Raw genomic sequence first — 16,924 nt, forward strand, 5'->3', positions numbered from 1 at the left:
AGTGCCTGAAGCCTTTCTCCTCGACGCCGTCCGCACCCCCGTCGGCCGGCGCGGCGGCGCCCTGTCCGGGTGGCACCCCGCCGACCTCGCCGCGCACATCATCCGAGCCGTGGTTTCCCGCGCTGGGGTGGAGCCCGAGCTGGTCGACGACGTGATCCTCGGCTGCACCGACACCCTCGGACCGCAATCCGGCAACATCGCCCGCACCGCGTGGCTCGCGGCGGGGTTCCCGGACCACGTGCCCGGCGTGACCGTCGACCGGCAGTGCGGATCCAGCCAGCAGGCCGTGCACTTCGCCGCCCAAGCCGTGCTCTCCGGCACCCAAGACCTCGTACTCGCCGGCGGGGTGCAGAACATGAGCCGCATCCCCATCAGCGCCGCCATGCTCGCCGGCCGCGAATACGGCTTCGACGACCCGTTCTCCGGCTCCAAAGGCTGGCAGGAACGCTACGGCAGTGTCGAGGTGTCACAGTTCCGCTCCGCCGACATGATCGCCGAACACTGGGACATCACCCGCGAGGCGATGGAGTCGTATGCGCTACGCAGCCACCAGCGCGCCCTCGCCGCCATCGACACCGGCCGATTCGCCGCAGAGATCGCGCCGGTCGATGACTTCTCGGTAGACGAGGGCCCACGCCGGGACACCAGCCTGGAACGCATGCAAGGACTCAAACCGCTCTCCGAAGGTTCCCGGCTCACCGCTGCGGTGGCGAGCCAGATCTCCGACGGCGCCAGCGCCGCGCTGATCGCTTCGGAGTCGTTCGTGCGGGAACACGGCCTCAGGCCGCGCGCCCGCATCCACCACATCTCGGTGCGCGCGGCCGACCCGGTGTGGATGCTCACCGGGCCGATCCCCGCCACCGCCCACGCGCTTCGCAAGGCGGGCCTCACCGTGGACGACATCGACCTGTTCGAGGTGAACGAAGCCTTCGCCAGCGTGGTCCTGGCCTGGCTCGCCGAAACCGGCGCCGACCCCGACCGAGTCAACGTCAACGGCGGCGGCATCGCCCTCGGCCACCCCATCGGCGCCACCGGCACCAAACTGCTGGCCACCCTCCTGCACGAGCTGGAACGCCGCAACGGCCGCTACGGCCTGCAAACCATGTGCGAAGGCGGCGGCACCGCCAACGTCACCATCATCGAACGGTTGTAATCACACCCCCAGGCGCTTGAGGGCCTGGGCGAACAAGGCACGGGCATTGGAGGGACGGCCCGCCTCGATGCGGGCCGTCCACACCTCCAGCGTCACCCGGACAGCCGCGGCCAGCGTTTCCACGGCCAAGCGAGGCTCCAGGTCCAGATCCGGATCGGTGCCGGTAGCTCGCGCGATGTGTTCGACGAGCCGTCGCGACTGTTCGGCGTCCAGCCGCAATCCCGCCGCGTTAAGGACCGGGTTCGCCGCCATCAACCTGCGCACGCGCATCATCGTCTGGGCTTCGGGACTGCTGCCGTCTCCGTAGGACTCCAGCACCTCGGCGTAAACCTGTGCCAGCACCTCGTGCGGCGCACGAGAGTCCCCGTCGCCAAGACGCGATTCCAGCGCCTCCGCGAAATCGCGGTGAATCAGCAGCGCCGCGTCCTCCTTCGTCGCGAAGTGGCGGAAGAACGTGCGGGGCGAGACCTCCGCCGCCGCGGCGATGTCGTCGACTGTCGTGCCCTCGACACCATGCCGCTCGAACAGCTCGAGCGCTGCCGTGCTGATGTCGTGCTGAGTCCGACGTCGCTGCCGCTCTCTCAACCCCGTCATCGCACCTCCTTCGTGACGCTTGCCGTCAACTATGCCATGTCTGCTACGTTGACAGCGAACGCCTATATGGCACTCACTGACACATTCGAAGGAGTCTTCTCGTCGTGCCGATCGGAAAACCGACGTTCACGCTGGCCGTGGTCAGCCTCGGCGCCGCCATGGTGGCGCTGGACGGCACCGTCATCTCGGTGGCGAACCCGGCGCTGTCCGCCGAGCTCGACGCGAGCCTGACCGACCTGCAATGGGTTACCAACGGTTATCTGCTCGCCATCGCGACCACCCTCGTGATCTTCGGCAAAGCCGCGGACCGCTTCTCCCGCAAAGGTTTCTGGCTTACCGGAGTGGTGGCCTTCACGGCGGCGTCCGTCCTCGTCGGCCTCGCACCATCCGTCGAACTGGTGATCGTCTGGCGGGTCGCGCAGGGCCTGGCTGGAGCGTTGATCATGCCCGCCGGCGTCGGCTTGCTGCGTGGCGCGTTCGCCGGAGCCGCGCTGAGCAGGGCACTGGCCGTGTGGAGCACCTCCACCGCTGGTGCTGCCGCGGCAGGCCCGGTGATCGCCGGCCTGCTCGTCGAGAGCTACGGCTGGGAAGCCGTGTTCTTCATCAACGCCCCGATCGGCGTCATCGCTATCGGACTGGGCCTGCATCACCTTCCGCGAACGCCGAAGAGGCAGGCCGACGGGCGTCTGGACGTGCTCGGAGCCGTCCTCCTCGCCGCCGCCATGATGTCGCTGGTGTGGGCGGTGCTCGAGATCGAGAAAGCCGGCTCGGCGGGCACCGTGCTGCTCTTCTTCGCCCTGGCCGCGACGCTGACGGTCGTGTTCTCCCTGCGAGAAGGCCGCGCCAAGGAGCCGGTTCTCGATCTGCGGATCTTCCGGAACCGCACGGTTCCCGCCGCAGCACTGCTGGTGGTGCTCGCCTTCTTCACGCTCTACGGAACGCTGTTCTTCGTCACCCTCTACCTCCAGCGCGTCCGGGGTGCCGACGCGGTGGGAGCGGGCGTACAGGTTTTGCCGTTGACGGTCGCGCTCGGCGTGGCGTCCGCTCTCGTCGGCCGCCTCAACGCCCGTTTCGGCCCACGACCGGCCCTGCTCGCCGGTACGGCCGCGATTGCGCTGTCGGCGTTGGGCCTGTCCCAGCTGGAAACCGGAACCGGTTACGCTGGCCTGTGGCCGTGGCTGGTCGGGATGGGCGCCGGGGTGGGGCTGGTCTCCGTGGCCAGCACCGAGGCGCTGGTCGGAAATGTCGACCAACGTCTCAGCAGCGTGGCGGGCGGTCTCCAGCAGACAGCGTCGCAGCTCGGCGGTGTCCTCGGGACCGCGGTTTTGTCCACTGTTGTGTCCTCGTCGGTCCAGTCCCGGCTTCCGCGTGAGCTGGCGGCGACCGGGGTGCACGGTGGCGTGGCCGAGGCCGTCGCCGCCGACGCCGACAAGGTCGCCCAGGGCATCGCGCCGGTGCCTCCTGGCGCGAACGGTGCCCTGACGTCGCGAATCACCGACGCCAGCCACGAGGCCTTCCTGGCCGGCATGAGCTCGGCTCTCCTCGTCGCGATGGGTGCCGCGCTCGCGGGACTCGTCGCCGCGCTCTTCGTGCGTCCCGGAGTCACCGTGTCTCGCGACGAGGTCGTCGTCATGCACTGAGGCCGTCGTTCAGCCGAGGGCGTGCAGCCGCGGCAGGACGTCCTCGGCGAACTGGGACAGGAAGCGTTCCTGGTCGTGGCCGGGGCCGTGGAACACGAGGTGGTTCAGGCCCGCGTCCAGGTACGGCTTGATCTGCGCCACGGCCTCGTCCGGGTCGGAGGCCACGATCCAGCGCTTGGCGACCTGCTCGATGGGCAGCTCGTCGGCCAGCCGCTCCATCTCCTCGGCCGAGGACACGCTGTGCTTCTGCTCCGGCGTCAGCGACAACGGCGCCCAGAACCGGGTGTTCTCCAGGGCCTTGGTGTGGTCCCGGTCGTAGGACATCTTGATCTCGATCATCTTGTCGATGCCCGCGACGTCCCGCTCCGCCGCCGCCGCGCCCTCCGCGACCGCCGGCATCAGCTTGTCGTTGTAGAGCTCCATGCCCTTACCCGAGGTGCAGATGAAGCCGTCCCCGGCCCGGCCCGCGTACTTGGCCACCACCGGGCCACCGGCGGCCACGTACACCGGCACCGGCTGCTCCGGCCGGTCGTAGATCTTGGCGTTGACCAGGGTGTAGTACTCGCCCTCGAACGACACGTTGTCGGTCGTCCACAGCTCACGCATCAGCTTGATCGCCTCACGCAGCCGCGCGAACCGCTCCTTGAACTCCGGCCACTCCCGGCCGGACACCGCGATCTCGTTGAGCGCCTCACCCGTGCCCACACCGAGAATCACCCGCCCGCCCGACAGCAGCGACATCGTCGCGAACGCCTGCGCGATCACCGCCGGGTTGTACCGGAACGTCGGAGTCAGCACGCTCGTCCCGATCTGCACCCGGCTCGTCCGCTCCGCCACCGCCGACATCCACGACAACGCGAACGGCGCGTGCCCGCCCTCGTGCCGCCACGGCAGGAAGTGGTCGGACACCATCACCGAGTCCAGGCCCAGCTCCTCGGCCCGCACGGCGTACTCGACCAGATCCCGCGGACCGAACTGCTCCGCCGAGGCCTTGTAGCCGACCTTCATGCGGTACCACCGCTGAGCCGCTTCACGATTTCCTCGGCCAGCGTGACGGTGGTGTCGATGATGTCGGCCACCGTCGGGAGGTCGTCGATCATGCCGACGACTTGGCCGGAGGCGAGGACACCCGCGTCGGTGCGGCCTTCGACCAGGCCGGCGCGCAGGAGCATCGGGGTGTTGGCGGCCATGATGATCTGGCTCCAGGTCATCTGGTTGCCGTGTTTCATGGCCAGGCCTTCGCGGATCATGGCGGGCAGGGAGAGGCCGGTGAGCTTGCGGAAGCGTAGGGCGTTGCGGACGGCGTGGATGGTGCCGCGGACCCGGCCGGTGTCTTCCAGTTTCTCGACCAGCTCGGTGCGCAACACGCGGTGCGGCAGCCCGTCGACGCGCCGTGTCACGACCGTGCCGGTGAGGTTCTGCGCGAGGTAGAGCCGCTTGACCTCCTCTGGCACGGTGCTTTCCTTGCTCAGCAGGAACCGCGTCCCCATCGCCACCCCGGCCGCGCCGTAGGCGAGCGCGGCGGCGAGTCCGCGCCCGTCGAAGAACCCGCCCGCCGCGACGACGGGGATGTCGACCGCGTCCAGCACCGACGGCAGCAGCAGCGTCGTGGCCACTCCCCCGGTGTGCCCGCCACCCTCGCCGCCCTGCACGATCACCGCATCCGCGCCCCACGCGGCGACCTTTTCGGCGTGCCGCGCGGCTCCGATGGACGGGATCACCACGATGCCGTGGTCGCGGAGCTTGGCGATCATCTCCTTGCGCGGCGCCAGCGCGAAGGAGGCGACCTTGACCCCCTCCCTGATCAGTAGGTCGACCCGGGCCCCGGCGTCTCCCGCGTCCGCGCGGAGGTTGACGCCGAAGGGCTGGTCGGTGCGCTGCTTGACCTCCGTGATGGCGGCTTCGAGTTCGGGGTAGGTCATGGTGGCCGAGGCGAGGATGCCGAGCCCGCCGGCTTCCGCGGTGGCCGACACCAGCCGCGGCCCCGCCACCCAGCCCATCCCGGTCTGCACGACCGGGTGCCGGACGCCGACCAGCCGCGTGAGCGCGGTATCCAGGGTCATGACGGGACTTCCTTGTCCCGCAGGCCCTTCGGGTCCAGCACCTCGCGGATCAGCCGCAGCTCCTCGTCAGTGGGCTCGCGGCTGGTGACCGCGCTGGAGAGATCGATGTCGAAGGAGGTGGCGGCCGTGACCTCCTCGGGGGTGACGCCGGGGTGCAGTGAGACGGCGCGCATGGAGTGATCGGGGGTGGCGAAGTCGAACACGCCGAGGTTGGTCACCACCCGGTGCACGTCGTGGTACTTCAAGCCGGCCTTGGCGGCGTTGTCGTAGCCCACACCGGACACGATGTCCACCGACTCCACGAAGACGCGCCGGCTGTGGCGGGGCACCCAGTAGCTCGTGCGGTGGTTCGCGGTATTGCCCGGCGCGCCCCGCACCCCGAGCAGCTGCTTGGCCGGGCGGGCGTGGTCGCCGATGGCGGAGATGTTCTGGTTGCCGAACCGATCGATCTGGTTGGCGCCCATCACCACGTGCCGCCGCCCGTGCGGGACGATCGTGTCCAGCATCTTGCGGAACGGCTGCCAGCCTTCCACCACCCCGTCGGCGTTGATCAGGTAGGCCTCGCCGTCGGAGAGCAGCAGGTCGGGTTCGAAGGTCAGGCGGGCGAGTTTCGCGCCCAGTGACGGGATGTAACCCATCGGGCTGGCCACGATCTCTCCGTCGCCGCGGAACAGTTCGGCCACCGCCACCACCGCGATCTCGGCCCTGGTCGCGCTCATGCCGCCGCCTCGAATCGATCCACCTCGGACAAATACCGTGCCTCGTCGCCGGACAGGAACCGGTCCACGAACCCCGGCCAGGCCTCCGGGTCCTTCGCGCACGCCACGTAGTGCTTCTGGAACCGTTCGTCCCGGCCGTAGTCCGGGACGGCGGTGGTGAAGTGCGCACCCCGCGGCGCCTCCACCACCCCGTCCACCGCCGAGCGGTTGAGCAACAACGACTGCACCGGCCCGGTCAGCTCCGCCGTGTCCACGACCTTCTCCACCGAGACGAACCGTTTCTTCGCGGCCAGACAGAACAGGTCGTCGAAGTAGGGATCCGGGCCGAGATACTGGGCATTACCCCGGGCGTCGGCGCGGTTCAGATGCACCAGCGCCACGTCGAGTTCCTGTGCGGGCACGGCCACCAATTCTTCTCCGTCGGCATAGGGTGAGCGCACGGTACGCAGGCCGGGATTCACCCGCATCACCTCGGAGCCCAGCCCCGCCCGCAGCGGCAAGAACGGCAACCGCTGCGCCGCCGCCGAGAGCGCCGCCGCGAACATGCCCTCGTCGTACTCGGTCACCTCGATCGAGCCCGTTTCGCGGGCGCGGCCGAACCACGGGTCGAACGGGATCGAGTCCAGCGTGACGAACCCGAACACCACCCGCTTGACCTTCCCCGCCGCACACAACAAGCCCACGTCGGGGCCCCCATACGACACGACGGTGAGATCGCGAACCGGCGTGCGCAGCAGGGCGCGCACCAGCGCCATCGGCTTGCGCCGGGAACCCCAGCCCCCGATGCCGATCGTCATACCGTCCCGGACCTCGGCCGCGACCTCGTCGGCGCTCATGCGCTTATCGGCCATTGAGGAACTCCTCCCGAGCCTCATCCGAGGCACCCAGCAGGTTCAGCTCGAAAGTGAACCCCTGCTCGAACCGGTAACTGCGGTGCACGTGCTGGGTGTCGATCCCGTTGAGCGCCTCCTTCGCGGCCCGGATCACCCGCGGATCCTTCGCGGCGATGTCCCGTGCCACCGCCAGCGCCGCCTCGTCCAGCTCCGCCCGCGGCACCACCTGATACACCGAGCCATGCTGATGCAGCTCGCCCGCCGTGATCGTGCGCGCGGTGAAGTACAACGTGCGCATCAAATGCTGCGGCACCAACCGCGCCAGGTGCGTGGCCGCGCCCAGCGCACCCCGCTCGACCTCGGGCACCCCAAACGTGGCGTCCTCCGACGCGACGATCACGTCCGCGTTGCCGACCAGGCCGATCCCGCCGCCCAGGCAGAACCCGTGCACCGCCGCCACCACCGGCACCGCACAGTCGTACACCGCACCAAAAGCCGCGTAACAACCCTTGTTCGCACCCACGAGTGCCTCGTAGCCCGCGGTGCGCTGGATCTCCTTGATGTCCACCCCGGCGTTGAAACCGCGGCCCTCCGCCCGCAACACCACCACGTGCACATCCGGATCCTCCCCCGCGGCACGCACAGCGGCAGCAAGGTCGAACCAGCCCTGCACCGGCAACGCATTCACCGGCGGGAAATCCACCGTGACGATCTCGATGTGACTGTCGCGTTTGGTCAGAACCGGCATCAGGACGCTCCATACACGGGTTCGGGCGCGGGCGCCTCGGCGATCAACTTCTCCACCACCGGACCCAGCTCGGACGGCTCCCACCGGGAGCCCTTGTCCACAAATGGGCCGTGCCGCCACGCCTGCGCCAGCGACACCTTCCCGCCCTCCACCTCGAACACCCGGCCCGTCACACCGGCCGATTCGACGCTGCCCAGCCACACCACCAGCGGCGAAACGTTCTCCGGCGCCATCGCATCGAACCCCTCGTCGGGACGGGCCATCGTCGCCGCGAAGACCTCTTCGGTCATGCGGGTCCGGGCCGACGGGGCGATCGCGTTCACCGTCACGCCGTACCGCTGGAGTTCCGCCGCGGCGACCACCGTCAACCCCGCGATCCCCGCCTTCGCCGCCGAATAGTTCGACTGCCCCACACTGCCCAGCAACCCCGCGCCGGAACTGGTGTTGATCACCCGCGCGCTCGGCGTCCGCCCGGCTTTCGCCTCACCGCGCCAGTACTCGGCCGCGTGCCGCAGCGGCGCGAAATGGCCCTTGAGGTGCACGCGGATCACCGCGTCCCACTCTTCCTCACCGAGGTTGACGAGCATCCGGTCCCGCACGAACCCGGCGTTGTTGACCAGCACGTCCAGGCCGCCGAACTGCTCCAGCGCGGCGCCGATCAGGTTCCGCGCCCCGGTCCAGTCGGCCACGTCATCGGTGTTCGCCACGGCCTCGCCACCGAGGGCCTCGATCTCGGCCACCACCTGGGCGGCCGGACCATCCCCCGTCGCGGAACCATCGAGGGCCACGCCCACGTCGTTGACCACCACCCGCGCACCCTCCGCCGCGAACGCCAGCGCATGCGCCCGCCCGATCCCGCGACCGGCGCCCGTCACGATGACGACACGGTCCTGGCACAACCTGCTCACTGGCCCTCCCTGTTGACATCCGCGGCCGCCTGGAACGCGGGCACCTCACCACCGCCGTGCACCTTCAACGTCGCCCCCGAGACGTACGAAGCCAGACCCGAGGCCAGGAACGCGGCACACTGGCCGATCTCCTCGGGCTCGGCCAGCCGCCCCAACGGCACCGTCTTCCCCACCGCTGCCACGTCGCTGCCGTAATGCAGATGCGCCTGCTCGGTGCGCACCAAACCCACATCCAGCGCGTTCACCCGAACCTTCGGCGCCCACTCCACCGCCAAACTCGCGGTCAAGTTGTCCAGCCCCGCCTTCGCCGCCCCATACGCGGCCGTCCCCGGCGACGGGCGGGTCGCGGACACGCTGGAAATCATCACGATCGACCCGCCGCCGTCCTGACGCTGCATCACCGCGTTCGCCTGCTGCGCGACCAGCAACGGCGCCAGCAAGTTCAACTGCACGATCTTGTCGTGGAACCGCGGCGACGCCTCCGCAGCGGAGGCGAACGGACTGCCACCCGCGTTGTTCACCACCACATCCAGCCGACCGTGGTCCGCCACGATGCGCCCGATCATCGACTCGACCTGCTCCGGATCGCAGACATCGCAGGAGATGAAGTCACCGGGTGGCTCCTCCGGCTCGCGCCGGGCGCAGGTCACCACGTGCGCGCCATACGAGGAGAACACCCGGCTGATGCCCCGGCCCACGCCACGGACACCCCCGGTCACCAGCACCACGGAACCGGCCAATCCCAGATCCACTAGATCACCGCCACAGGATTCAAGGGACTGGCCGTGCCGCCCTCGATCGGCAACGGCGCGGCCACGAACAGGAACTCGGCTCGCCCGGTGGCGGCCAGTTCCTCGAGAGCCAACATCTCGATCAAGTGCACCCCTCGCTCCCAGAGCGTCAGCAGATGGATGTCCTCGTCCACAGGGCCCGCGAAACCGCCGTCGGAGGCGATCGCGCCGACCGCAGCGTTGTCGGCGCCGATGGCCACGACATCGCGGTCCACCAGCCACCGGCCGGCCGAGTAGGTGATTCCGGGTTGCGCGCCCTGGTAGCGGCCTGGGTCGGTGGCGAACACCCGTGGCCATCCTGTCCGGATCAGCACGACATCACCGGCGCGCGGCTCCACGCCCGCCGCCGACGCACACCCGGCCAGGACCTCGGCGTCGATCTCCGTCCCCGGATCCACGTGCCCGACACCGAGGTGGCCGGCCACGTCCAGCAGCAGGCCCCGCGTGACGATCACGCCGAGCTTGTCGATCCCGCACCGCGTCGCGCCGTAGCTGCGGACCCGCTCGGCGGGATGGCCGTTGTAGAGCCGGTCGTCGCGCCACGTGTGCGCCAGGGCGTCGATGTGGGTTGTGGTGCCGTGCGGCGACACGAGCAGCGCGTCGTCGGCGATCGCCATCGTGTCCTTGACCTTGCGCGCCCCGGCGGCGTAGTCACCGCCGTCGACGGCCATGAAGTGCTGCGGCAGCGGCCGCCCGGCCAGGTGCGGCACCCGCCGGCCTCCGCCGTTGGAGGTTGCCCCGCGGATCGGCATCGCCAGCGACACCACCCGCCCCTCACGCACAGCCGGCATCGCGGCCAGGATCACCTCCGGCGTGAGCAGGTTCGCCGCGCCGCGCTCGTCCTCCGCGCCCCAACGATTCCAGTTCCCCGATGAACTCATGCCATCGTCACCCCACCCGAGACGCTCAACGTCTGCCCGGTGACGTACCCGGCGCGCGGACCGGCCAGGAACCCGACGTAGGCCGCCACCTCGTCCGCGGTGCCCGGCCGCCGGAGCGGGATCGACTTCACCAACGCCGACATCAGATTCGGGTTCCGCTCGGCGTGCTTGCGGAGCATCGGCGTGTCCACCAGCCCGGGGCATACCACGTTGCTCGTCACGCCGTACTTGGCGGCTTCCCGCGCCACTGTCTTCGCCAGCCCGAACAACCCGGCCTTGCACGCGGCGTAGATGCTCTCACCGCCGGCGCCCGCCCGGGCCCCGTCCGTCGAGATGTAGATCAGCCGCCCCCACTCGCCTTCCATCATGCCAGGCAGGAACGCCTGCGTGAGCCGCATCGGGGCGCGCAGGTTGATCCGCCACATCCGGTCCCAGCCCGCCGGGTCGCTGTCCAGGAAATGCTCCACCACGGACACCCCGGCGTTGTTGATCAGGATGTCCACGCCGCCCCCGTCCAGGACGGCGGTCAAGGCCGCCTCCACGCTGTCGTCGTCACCGAGATCGACCTCGACAGCCTCGCCCCGGCAATCGCCGGCCACGCGCTTCGCCCCGGCGAAATCACGGTCGGCGATCACCACCGACGCGCCCAAACCGGCGAGCTCCGCAACGATCGCTTCGCCGATTCCGCTCGCTCCGCCGGTCACCAAGGCCCGCTTGCCCGTCAGAGTCCTGTCAGCCACGGCTCACCCCGTACTCCTCGGCGAAGGCCCGCAGGCGCTCGATCGATCCGGTCGTGCGCTCGTACGGCCGCACGATCAGCCGGTCCACCCCGAGCGCCTCCCACTCCGCGAGCTCTTCCGGTCCACGGGTCTCGAACGCGCTCACCGTGACCTCGAATGACGAGCGGTCCCGGCCGTGCTCGGCCACGAGCCGGTCCAGCAGGTCCAACTGCGGCTTGGCCGACTCCAAGGTGTGCGGCATCGACACCCAGCCGTCACACAGCCGCACCGCCCGGCGCAGCGCCGCCTTCGACTCGCCACCCGCCACGATCGGCGGGTTCGCCGGTTTCGGTTCGAAATGGACGCCCTCGAAGGAGTAGAACTCGCCGCTGTGGTCCACGACCGGCTCGGTCCACAGCCGCCGGGCCACGGCGATCGCCTCGTCGAGCCGGCGCCCCCGCGTGGCGAAGTCCAGTCCGAGCGCCTCGTACTCCCCCGCCAGCCAGCCCGCCCCGACACCCACGATCGCGCGGCCACCGGACAGCACGTCCAGCGTGCCGAAGGCCCGGGCGCCGATGATCGGGTGCCGCAGCCCGAACAGGTACACGTAGGTGCCCAGCCGGATCCGCTCGGTGGCCCCGGCGATCGAGCACAGGAACGCGGGAGCGTCGAACAGGTGCGCGTCCGGCGAGACCGGCGGCGTCCCGTCCGCGGAACCCGGGTACCGGGACTCGCCGACGTTCGAGGTGAACACCAGGTGCTCGGGCACCCACAGCGACTCGAACCCCAGCCGGTCCGCCTCGACGGCGAAGTCCCGCCAGATCCCCGGATGCAGCAGCCCCAGGGTCACTCCGATCCGCACGACCGCTCCTTCCCCGCGGGCTGGAAGTTCGGCACCGTCCCGAACCCGTCGATCTCCTCGAACACCAGCTCGACCCGTTGTCCCATGTGGACGTCGTCGGCCGGGACGCCGAGCACGTTCCCGAACATCCGCAGCCCCGGCTGCTCGTCGAGACCGACCCAGGCGATCACGTACGGCACGCGACCGGCGAAACCGGGTGCGAAGGTGCGGTGCACGACGCTGAACGTCTCCACCACGCCCACACCGGACACCGGCGCGAAGCCGCGCCGTTCGCTGCCGCAGAAGCGGCACCACTCCGCGGGCGGGTGCGTGAAGCGAGCGCAGTCCGCGCACTGCTGCAGGACCAGCTCACCCCGCCGGGCCGCGTCCCAGTAGGGCTCGGTGAGCGGCGTCGGCACGGGCGCGGTCCGGACGTCAGCGGCCATTGCGCTCGTCCGCCGGCGGGACGTCGTAGGTCTCGACGATCGAACCGGTGTCCCGGAAGGACTCCGCGACCATCTGGTGCCCCAGGAACTGGGCTCCGTCGCTGCGGTAGACGGCGGCGCAGGCGCCTTCGTGCCACTCCTGCTCTCGCAGGGCCTGGGCGATGCGGGCGTGGTCGCTGACGGTGCCCGCGCGCTGCATCGCGGCGGCCAGGATGCGGACCGCGTCGTAGACCTGGGTGGCCGATGCGGTCGGCGTGGTGCCGTGTTTCGCCTGGTACGCCTCGGCGAACGTCCACCCCTTGGGTGCGGCGCCGATGGCCGGCGCGCACGGGGTGACCGCGTAGAGGTTGGCCACGGCGGGGCCGGAGGCGAGCTTGTTGGCCACCACCAGCGGCCCCGAGTTGCCGGTGATCACCGGGGTGGTCAGGCCGTTCTGCGCCATCTGGTTCATCTGCAGCGCGAGCACGTTGGGGAAGGTCCATGACAGGATCGCGTCGGAATTACGCAGGTCCAGCAGGGCCGCGGTGAGGTCGGTGGCCGTCGGCGGCACGTACCGGACGGTGCCCAGTTCCAAGCCCGTGGCCTGGATCGCCTTGATCGAGTTGTCGGCCGACACCCGGCCGAAGGTCTCGTCGGTGGCGAGGATCCCGATCCGTTTCGCCCCGAGCCGCTGCGCCAGCGCGACACCGTTGGTGGCACGGGCAGTGTCGTCCGGGTTGACCGAGAACAGCCATTCGCTGCCGGATTCCGCGCCGCGCGCGAGCTTGCCATCGCTGCTGATGTGGATCATCGGGGTCGCGGCCGCGTCGACGTCACGGGTCAGCGCTTCGAGCGACCCGCCGCCCGGGAACCCGATGATGGCGCTGGGCTTCAGGTCGGCGGCCCGGAGGAACGCGGTGCGCGCCGCCTGCGGGTCGGTGACCGACGCCGGGATCCGGGTGTACTCCAGGGGCTTGCCCAGCACCCCGCCGGCGGCGTTGATCTCGTCCACCGCCATCTGCGCGCCGTTGTTGTAGTCGTCCAGCGCGTTCGACGAGTCGCCCTTGACCTCGATCAGCCCGACGATGTGGGCGCCCTCGGCTGCTTGCGTACCGGCCTGGCCGCCGCACGCGGTCAGGGCGGACGCGGCCACGAGTGCCGCGGCCGCGATCCGGAGTGGTCTCATCAGCTGCTCCTTTGCAGGCTGGGGGATGTGCCGGGCTGGGCGTCGCGCTGCCCGAGGTAGCTGGCGACCATCGCCTGTCGGTCGACGAGCTCGTCCGCGGCTCCGCGCAGCACGATTTCGCCCGCGACGAGCACCACGCCGCGGTCGGCGAGGTCGAGCGCATCGCTGGTCTTCTGCTCGACCAGCAGGATCGGGGTCTCCGCGGCGACCGCGCGCAACGCCTCGTACACCGTGGCGGTGACGGCGGGCGACAGGCCCAGCGAAGGCTCGTCGAGCAGCAACAGGCGCGGAGCGGCGATCAGCGCCCGGCCCAGCGCGACCATCTGCTGCTCACCCCCGGAGAGGGCGTAGCCGTTGCGGCGGCGCAACCGCCGCAACGCGGGCAGCAGGTCGTACACGTCGTCGTAGCCGTAGCGAGCAGCGCGCCCGGCCCGTGCGACATCGCCCATCTGCAGGTTTTCGTGCACGGACAGCGTGGGGAAGACGTGCCTGCCTTCGGGCACGTGGATGAGACCGGCCCGGGCCAGGCGCGCCGGGCTCCAGCCGCGCACGTCCTGACCGTCGAAGGTGATCGCGCCCTCGGACGGCACCAGACCGGACACCGCGCGCAGCACCGAAGTCTTGCCCGCGCCGTTCGGGCCGAGCAGGCAGACCACTTCACCGGCCGACACCGTGATGCCGGCGCCGCGCACCGCGTGCGTGGAGCCGTAATGCACGTGGAGGTCTCGCAGCTCAAGCAGCACTCTGCACCCCCAGGTAGGCGTCCATGACGCGCTGGTCCGACCACACGTCGGCGGGCGGGCCGAGCGCGACGCGGCGGCCCAGCTCCAGCACGAGGATGCGATCGCACAGCGCGTCGATGAAGTCGATCTTGTGGTCGACGATGACCAGCGAGGTGCCCGCCGCACGCACGTCGGCGAGCAGCGCGGCCAGGTGGCGGGTTTCGGCGTCATTGAGGCCGGCGCTCGGCTCGTCGAGCAGAAGCACCCGCGGATCGGCGGACAACGCCCGCGCGAGTTCCAGCAGCCGCTGTTCCCCGTAGGTCAGCAGCTGGGCGGGAGCCAAGGCGCGCGCGGCGAGCCCGACCCGCTCCAGCTGGCGGTGGGCGTAGGTGACCCGGCCTCGCTCGTGCCGCCACATCAGCGGCCGTCCGAGCACCGCGGCGACCAGACCCCGCGCGCGCCGGTCGGCCGCTCCGATCACGACGTTGTCCAGGCACGTCAGCCCGGGGACGATCTGGGGCGCCTGGTAGACCCGGGCGAGCCCGGCCCGCCGCGGTGCCTCCGGCCGCCCCAGCCGGACCCGTCCACCGCCGAGGTGGAGGCTCCCCGTCGCCCGGACGACCCCGGTCAAGGCGTTGAGCAGTGTCGTCTTGCCGCTGCCGTTGGGACCGATCACGCCGAGGATCTCCCCGGTCCGGACGGTGAACGACACGCCGTCCACGGCACGGACGCCGCCGAACGCGACCGACACGGCCTCGGCCGCCATCACGTCACCCGTCATGAGCGTGGCTCCTTGCCCACGAGCCCGGCGGCCCGCCGGCCGAGTTCCGCGAGCCCGCCGGGGGCCGCGAGGATCACCACCAGCAGGATCGCGCCGTAGAGGATCGGCATGTACTGGCGAGCGCCGGAAAGCAGTTCCGGGATGGCCACGTAGAACCCGGCGCCGATCAGCACGCCCCAGTGGGAGGTCACGCCGCCGAGCAGGACCATCAGGAACAGCCCGATGCCCAGGTCCAGGCCGAACGAGTCCACCCCGATGAACCCCTGCCAGTGGGTGATCAGCGCGCCGGAGAGCCCGCCCGCGGCGGAACCGAGCACGAACATCCCCAGCCGCAGCCGGCCGACCGCGACCCCCGCGCCGCGCGCGACCATCGGCAGCTCGCGCCCCGCGGCGAGATCGCGGCTGACCGGGGACCGGTCGAGGAACACCGCGAGCAACAGCAGAATCGCGAGCACCGCGGCCAGGAGCCAGAAGACCTCGCCGTCGGAGCGCAGCTGGATTCCGAAGACCTCCGGGTAGTCCACGCCCGTGACGTTGCCGTTCGTCCCGGTGAAGGCGTTGGTCCGGCCGAAGACGACCAGTCCGATCTCGGTGACCGCGAGCGTGCCGAGCGCGAAGTACAGGTGCTCGGCACGCCACAGCAGCAGGCCGATCAGGGCCGCCGCCAGTGCCGCCGCCACGGTGGCGCCCAGAACGCCGACACCGAACGGCACGCCCTGCCGGCCGAGCCAGGCCGCGGTGTACCCGCCGAGCGCCATCATGAACGTCTGGCAGAACGCGAACCGCCCGCCGAGAGCGAAGATCCAGTAGAACCCGAGCGCGGCGATCGAGTAGGCCAGCCACAGGTCGAGCAGGTTGACCGCGCTGCCCGACGTGGTCAACCGGGACAGCCCGAAGACCAGGGCGAGCGCGCCGAGGAGGATCCAGTACTGGCCCCTGCGGTACAGCGCACGGGCAGGCGGAGTGCGGGTCGCGGTCACAGCCGGCTCACCGCCTTGCCGAACAGCCCCTGTGGCCGCAGGGCGAGCAGGAGCAGCATCGCGAGGAACGGCAGCACAACCGCGAAGTCCTGTAGCACGTAGCCGCCGACAAGGTGCTGGAGGACGCCGACGAGCACCGCGCCCAGCGTCGCCCCCCAGAGCGAGCCGAACCCGCCGAGGACCGCCGCGGCGAACGCGGCCAGCATCATGGTGAACCCGAAGTTCACGTCCAGCGCGGACAACGGCGCGATGAGGATTCCGGCCAAGGCCGCGAGCGCGGCGGACAACCCCCATGCCACGACGCTCACTCGCGTGGTGTTGATCCCGTGCAACTCCGCCGCCATCCGGTCGCTCGACACGGCTCGGAGCTGCCTGCCGAACCCGGTCCGGGTGAACAACAGGACGATCCCGGTCAGGCACACGGCCGCGACCCCGATGATGACGAGCCGTTGCACGGCGATGGGAGCGCCGAGGATCGTCACCACCTCATCCCCCACTGGCGAGGGCAGCTTGCGTGGTGTGCTGCCCTGCCACAGAGAGATCGCCGCGCGCAGCACGAGCGCCGCGGCGAGCGTCGCGATGAGGACCGTCAGGTGCGGGCGACGGCGCAGGGGTGCGAACGCGACCCGCTCCAGCAGCACACCGGCGCCGAACATGACCGCGAGCGCGACGAGGTACCCGGCGACCGGCGCGAGGTGCAGCGCGGTGATGAACCACAGCGCGAGGTAGCCGCCGAGGGTGATCAGGTCGCCGTGGGCGAAGTTCACCACACCGGTGGCCTTGTACAGCACGAGGAAACCGAGTGCGGCGAGCGCGAGCGCGGCACCGTAGGCGAGCGCGCTGACCGACAGCGCGACGAATGTGCTCACGAACGCCTCCATGAAAACAAGCAAGTGCTTGGTTGACTGGAAGCTAACACCGGGCCGAACACGTCGTCAAG

At 70.3% G+C, this 16,924-nt stretch carries 19 protein-coding genes; 2 read left to right on the forward strand and 17 right to left on the reverse strand.

What is annotated here, in order from left to right:
• Position 1 precedes the first annotated feature (1 nt).
• Positions 2 to 1,153: an acetyl-CoA C-acetyltransferase gene (locus AMYTH_RS0109620; protein ID WP_027930136.1), complete on the forward strand. Its 1,152-nt coding sequence runs from the start codon at positions 2 to 4 to the stop codon at positions 1,151 to 1,153.
• Here AMYTH_RS0109620 and AMYTH_RS44455 read toward each other — a convergent pair whose 3' ends face one another.
• Positions 1,154 to 1,747: a TetR/AcrR family transcriptional regulator gene (locus AMYTH_RS44455; RefSeq protein WP_051362613.1), complete on the reverse strand. Its 594-nt coding sequence runs from the start codon at positions 1,745 to 1,747 to the stop codon at positions 1,154 to 1,156.
• A gap of 137 nt (positions 1,748 to 1,884) precedes the next feature.
• Here AMYTH_RS44455 and AMYTH_RS44460 point away from each other — a divergent pair, with 137 nt between their 5' ends.
• Positions 1,885 to 3,387: a DHA2 family efflux MFS transporter permease subunit gene (locus AMYTH_RS44460; protein ID WP_157360568.1), complete on the forward strand. Its 1,503-nt coding sequence runs from the start codon at positions 1,885 to 1,887 to the stop codon at positions 3,385 to 3,387.
• Positions 3,388 to 3,396: 9 nt separating this feature from the next.
• Here AMYTH_RS44460 and fgd read toward each other — a convergent pair whose 3' ends face one another.
• From fgd to AMYTH_RS0109710, 16 genes are read right to left on the reverse strand one after another with little or no spacing between them, the layout of a single operon-like run.
• The gene (fgd, locus tag AMYTH_RS0109635; RefSeq protein WP_027930137.1) at positions 3,397 to 4,395 is read right to left on the reverse strand and encodes a glucose-6-phosphate dehydrogenase (coenzyme-F420); all 999 of its coding nucleotides are present in this window, start codon (positions 4,393 to 4,395) and stop codon (positions 3,397 to 3,399) included.
• On the reverse strand, positions 4,392 to 5,444 hold the full coding sequence (locus AMYTH_RS0109640; RefSeq protein ID WP_027930138.1) for an NAD(P)H-dependent flavin oxidoreductase: 1,053 nt from the start codon (positions 5,442 to 5,444) through the stop codon (positions 4,392 to 4,394). The genes fgd and AMYTH_RS0109640 overlap by 4 nt, the downstream gene beginning before the upstream one ends.
• 2 nt (positions 5,445 to 5,446) lie before the next feature.
• Positions 5,447 to 6,169 carry a CoA-transferase subunit beta gene (locus AMYTH_RS0109645; RefSeq protein WP_027930139.1) on the reverse strand — a complete coding sequence of 241 codons (723 nt, stop codon included), beginning with the start codon at positions 6,167 to 6,169 and terminating at the stop codon, positions 5,447 to 5,449.
• Positions 6,166 to 7,020 (reverse strand): CoA transferase subunit A, encoded by an 855-nt coding sequence (locus AMYTH_RS0109650; protein ID WP_027930140.1) that lies wholly within the window; start codon positions 7,018 to 7,020, stop codon positions 6,166 to 6,168. The genes AMYTH_RS0109645 and AMYTH_RS0109650 overlap by 4 nt, the downstream gene beginning before the upstream one ends.
• A complete protein-coding gene (locus AMYTH_RS0109655) occupies positions 7,010 to 7,750 on the reverse strand; it encodes an enoyl-CoA hydratase family protein (RefSeq protein ID WP_027930141.1) in 741 nt (246 codons plus the stop codon). The genes AMYTH_RS0109650 and AMYTH_RS0109655 overlap by 11 nt, the downstream gene beginning before the upstream one ends.
• Positions 7,750 to 8,658: an SDR family oxidoreductase gene (locus tag AMYTH_RS0109660; protein WP_027930142.1), complete on the reverse strand. Its 909-nt coding sequence runs from the start codon at positions 8,656 to 8,658 to the stop codon at positions 7,750 to 7,752. Before AMYTH_RS0109660 ends, AMYTH_RS0109655 begins: the two co-directional genes overlap by 1 nt.
• A complete protein-coding gene (locus tag AMYTH_RS0109665; RefSeq protein WP_037322457.1) occupies positions 8,655 to 9,410 on the reverse strand; it encodes an SDR family oxidoreductase in 756 nt (251 codons plus the stop codon). The genes AMYTH_RS0109660 and AMYTH_RS0109665 overlap by 4 nt, the downstream gene beginning before the upstream one ends.
• Positions 9,410 to 10,330 carry a cyclase family protein gene (locus tag AMYTH_RS0109670; RefSeq protein WP_027930144.1) on the reverse strand — a complete coding sequence of 307 codons (921 nt, stop codon included), beginning with the start codon at positions 10,328 to 10,330 and terminating at the stop codon, positions 9,410 to 9,412. The genes AMYTH_RS0109665 and AMYTH_RS0109670 overlap by 1 nt, the downstream gene beginning before the upstream one ends.
• On the reverse strand, positions 10,327 to 11,070 hold the full coding sequence (locus tag AMYTH_RS0109675) for an SDR family NAD(P)-dependent oxidoreductase (protein ID WP_027930145.1): 744 nt from the start codon (positions 11,068 to 11,070) through the stop codon (positions 10,327 to 10,329). The genes AMYTH_RS0109670 and AMYTH_RS0109675 overlap by 4 nt, the downstream gene beginning before the upstream one ends.
• The gene (locus tag AMYTH_RS0109680) at positions 11,063 to 11,911 is read right to left on the reverse strand and encodes a TIGR03619 family F420-dependent LLM class oxidoreductase (RefSeq protein ID WP_027930146.1); all 849 of its coding nucleotides are present in this window, start codon (positions 11,909 to 11,911) and stop codon (positions 11,063 to 11,065) included. Before AMYTH_RS0109680 ends, AMYTH_RS0109675 begins: the two co-directional genes overlap by 8 nt.
• Complete coding sequence (locus AMYTH_RS0109685) at positions 11,896 to 12,336, reverse strand: Zn-ribbon domain-containing OB-fold protein (protein WP_027930147.1); 441 nt, start codon at positions 12,334 to 12,336, stop codon at positions 11,896 to 11,898. The genes AMYTH_RS0109680 and AMYTH_RS0109685 overlap by 16 nt, the downstream gene beginning before the upstream one ends.
• Positions 12,326 to 13,501, reverse strand: a complete 1,176-nt coding sequence (locus AMYTH_RS0109690) for an ABC transporter substrate-binding protein (RefSeq protein WP_027930148.1) — start codon at positions 13,499 to 13,501, stop codon at positions 12,326 to 12,328. Before AMYTH_RS0109690 ends, AMYTH_RS0109685 begins: the two co-directional genes overlap by 11 nt.
• The gene (locus AMYTH_RS44465; protein WP_209440756.1) at positions 13,501 to 14,244 is read right to left on the reverse strand and encodes an ABC transporter ATP-binding protein; all 744 of its coding nucleotides are present in this window, start codon (positions 14,242 to 14,244) and stop codon (positions 13,501 to 13,503) included. The genes AMYTH_RS0109690 and AMYTH_RS44465 overlap by 1 nt, the downstream gene beginning before the upstream one ends.
• Entirely contained in the window at positions 14,234 to 15,004 is a 771-nt protein-coding gene (locus AMYTH_RS49890; protein WP_027930149.1) for an ABC transporter ATP-binding protein, read from the reverse strand. Before AMYTH_RS49890 ends, AMYTH_RS44465 begins: the two co-directional genes overlap by 11 nt.
• Positions 15,001 to 15,984 carry a branched-chain amino acid ABC transporter permease gene (locus tag AMYTH_RS0109705; protein ID WP_027930150.1) on the reverse strand — a complete coding sequence of 328 codons (984 nt, stop codon included), beginning with the start codon at positions 15,982 to 15,984 and terminating at the stop codon, positions 15,001 to 15,003. Before AMYTH_RS0109705 ends, AMYTH_RS49890 begins: the two co-directional genes overlap by 4 nt.
• Complete coding sequence (locus tag AMYTH_RS0109710) at positions 15,981 to 16,853, reverse strand: branched-chain amino acid ABC transporter permease (RefSeq protein ID WP_027930151.1); 873 nt, start codon at positions 16,851 to 16,853, stop codon at positions 15,981 to 15,983. Before AMYTH_RS0109710 ends, AMYTH_RS0109705 begins: the two co-directional genes overlap by 4 nt.
• Positions 16,854 to 16,924: the final 71 nt, after the last annotated feature.

The sequence above is a fragment of the Amycolatopsis thermoflava N1165 genome (assembly GCF_000473265.1).
GTDB classification, from domain to species: Bacteria; Actinomycetota; Actinomycetes; order Mycobacteriales; family Pseudonocardiaceae; genus Amycolatopsis_E; species Amycolatopsis_E thermoflava.

Excerpts from the sequence above, each read along its gene's own strand:
- fgd (WP_027930137.1), bottom strand. The coding sequence starts at position 4,395 with ATGAAGGTCGGCTACAAGGCCTCGGCGGAGCAGTTCGGTCCGCGGGAT.
- AMYTH_RS0109685 (WP_027930147.1), bottom strand. The coding sequence starts at position 12,336 with ATGGCCGCTGACGTCCGGACCGCGCCCGTGCCGACGCCGCTCACCGAG.
- AMYTH_RS0109645 (WP_027930139.1), bottom strand. The coding sequence starts at position 6,169 with ATGAGCGCGACCAGGGCCGAGATCGCGGTGGTGGCGGTGGCCGAACTG.
- AMYTH_RS49890 (WP_027930149.1), bottom strand. The coding sequence starts at position 15,004 with ATGACGGGTGACGTGATGGCGGCCGAGGCCGTGTCGGTCGCGTTCGGC.
- AMYTH_RS44455 (WP_051362613.1), bottom strand. The coding sequence starts at position 1,747 with ATGACGGGGTTGAGAGAGCGGCAGCGACGTCGGACTCAGCACGACATC.
- AMYTH_RS0109690 (WP_027930148.1), bottom strand. The coding sequence starts at position 13,501 with ATGAGACCACTCCGGATCGCGGCCGCGGCACTCGTGGCCGCGTCCGCC.
- AMYTH_RS0109670 (WP_027930144.1), bottom strand. The coding sequence starts at position 10,330 with ATGAGTTCATCGGGGAACTGGAATCGTTGGGGCGCGGAGGACGAGCGC.
- AMYTH_RS0109655 (WP_027930141.1), bottom strand. The coding sequence starts at position 7,750 with ATGCCGGTTCTGACCAAACGCGACAGTCACATCGAGATCGTCACGGTG.
- AMYTH_RS0109650 (WP_027930140.1), bottom strand. The coding sequence starts at position 7,020 with ATGGCCGATAAGCGCATGAGCGCCGACGAGGTCGCGGCCGAGGTCCGG.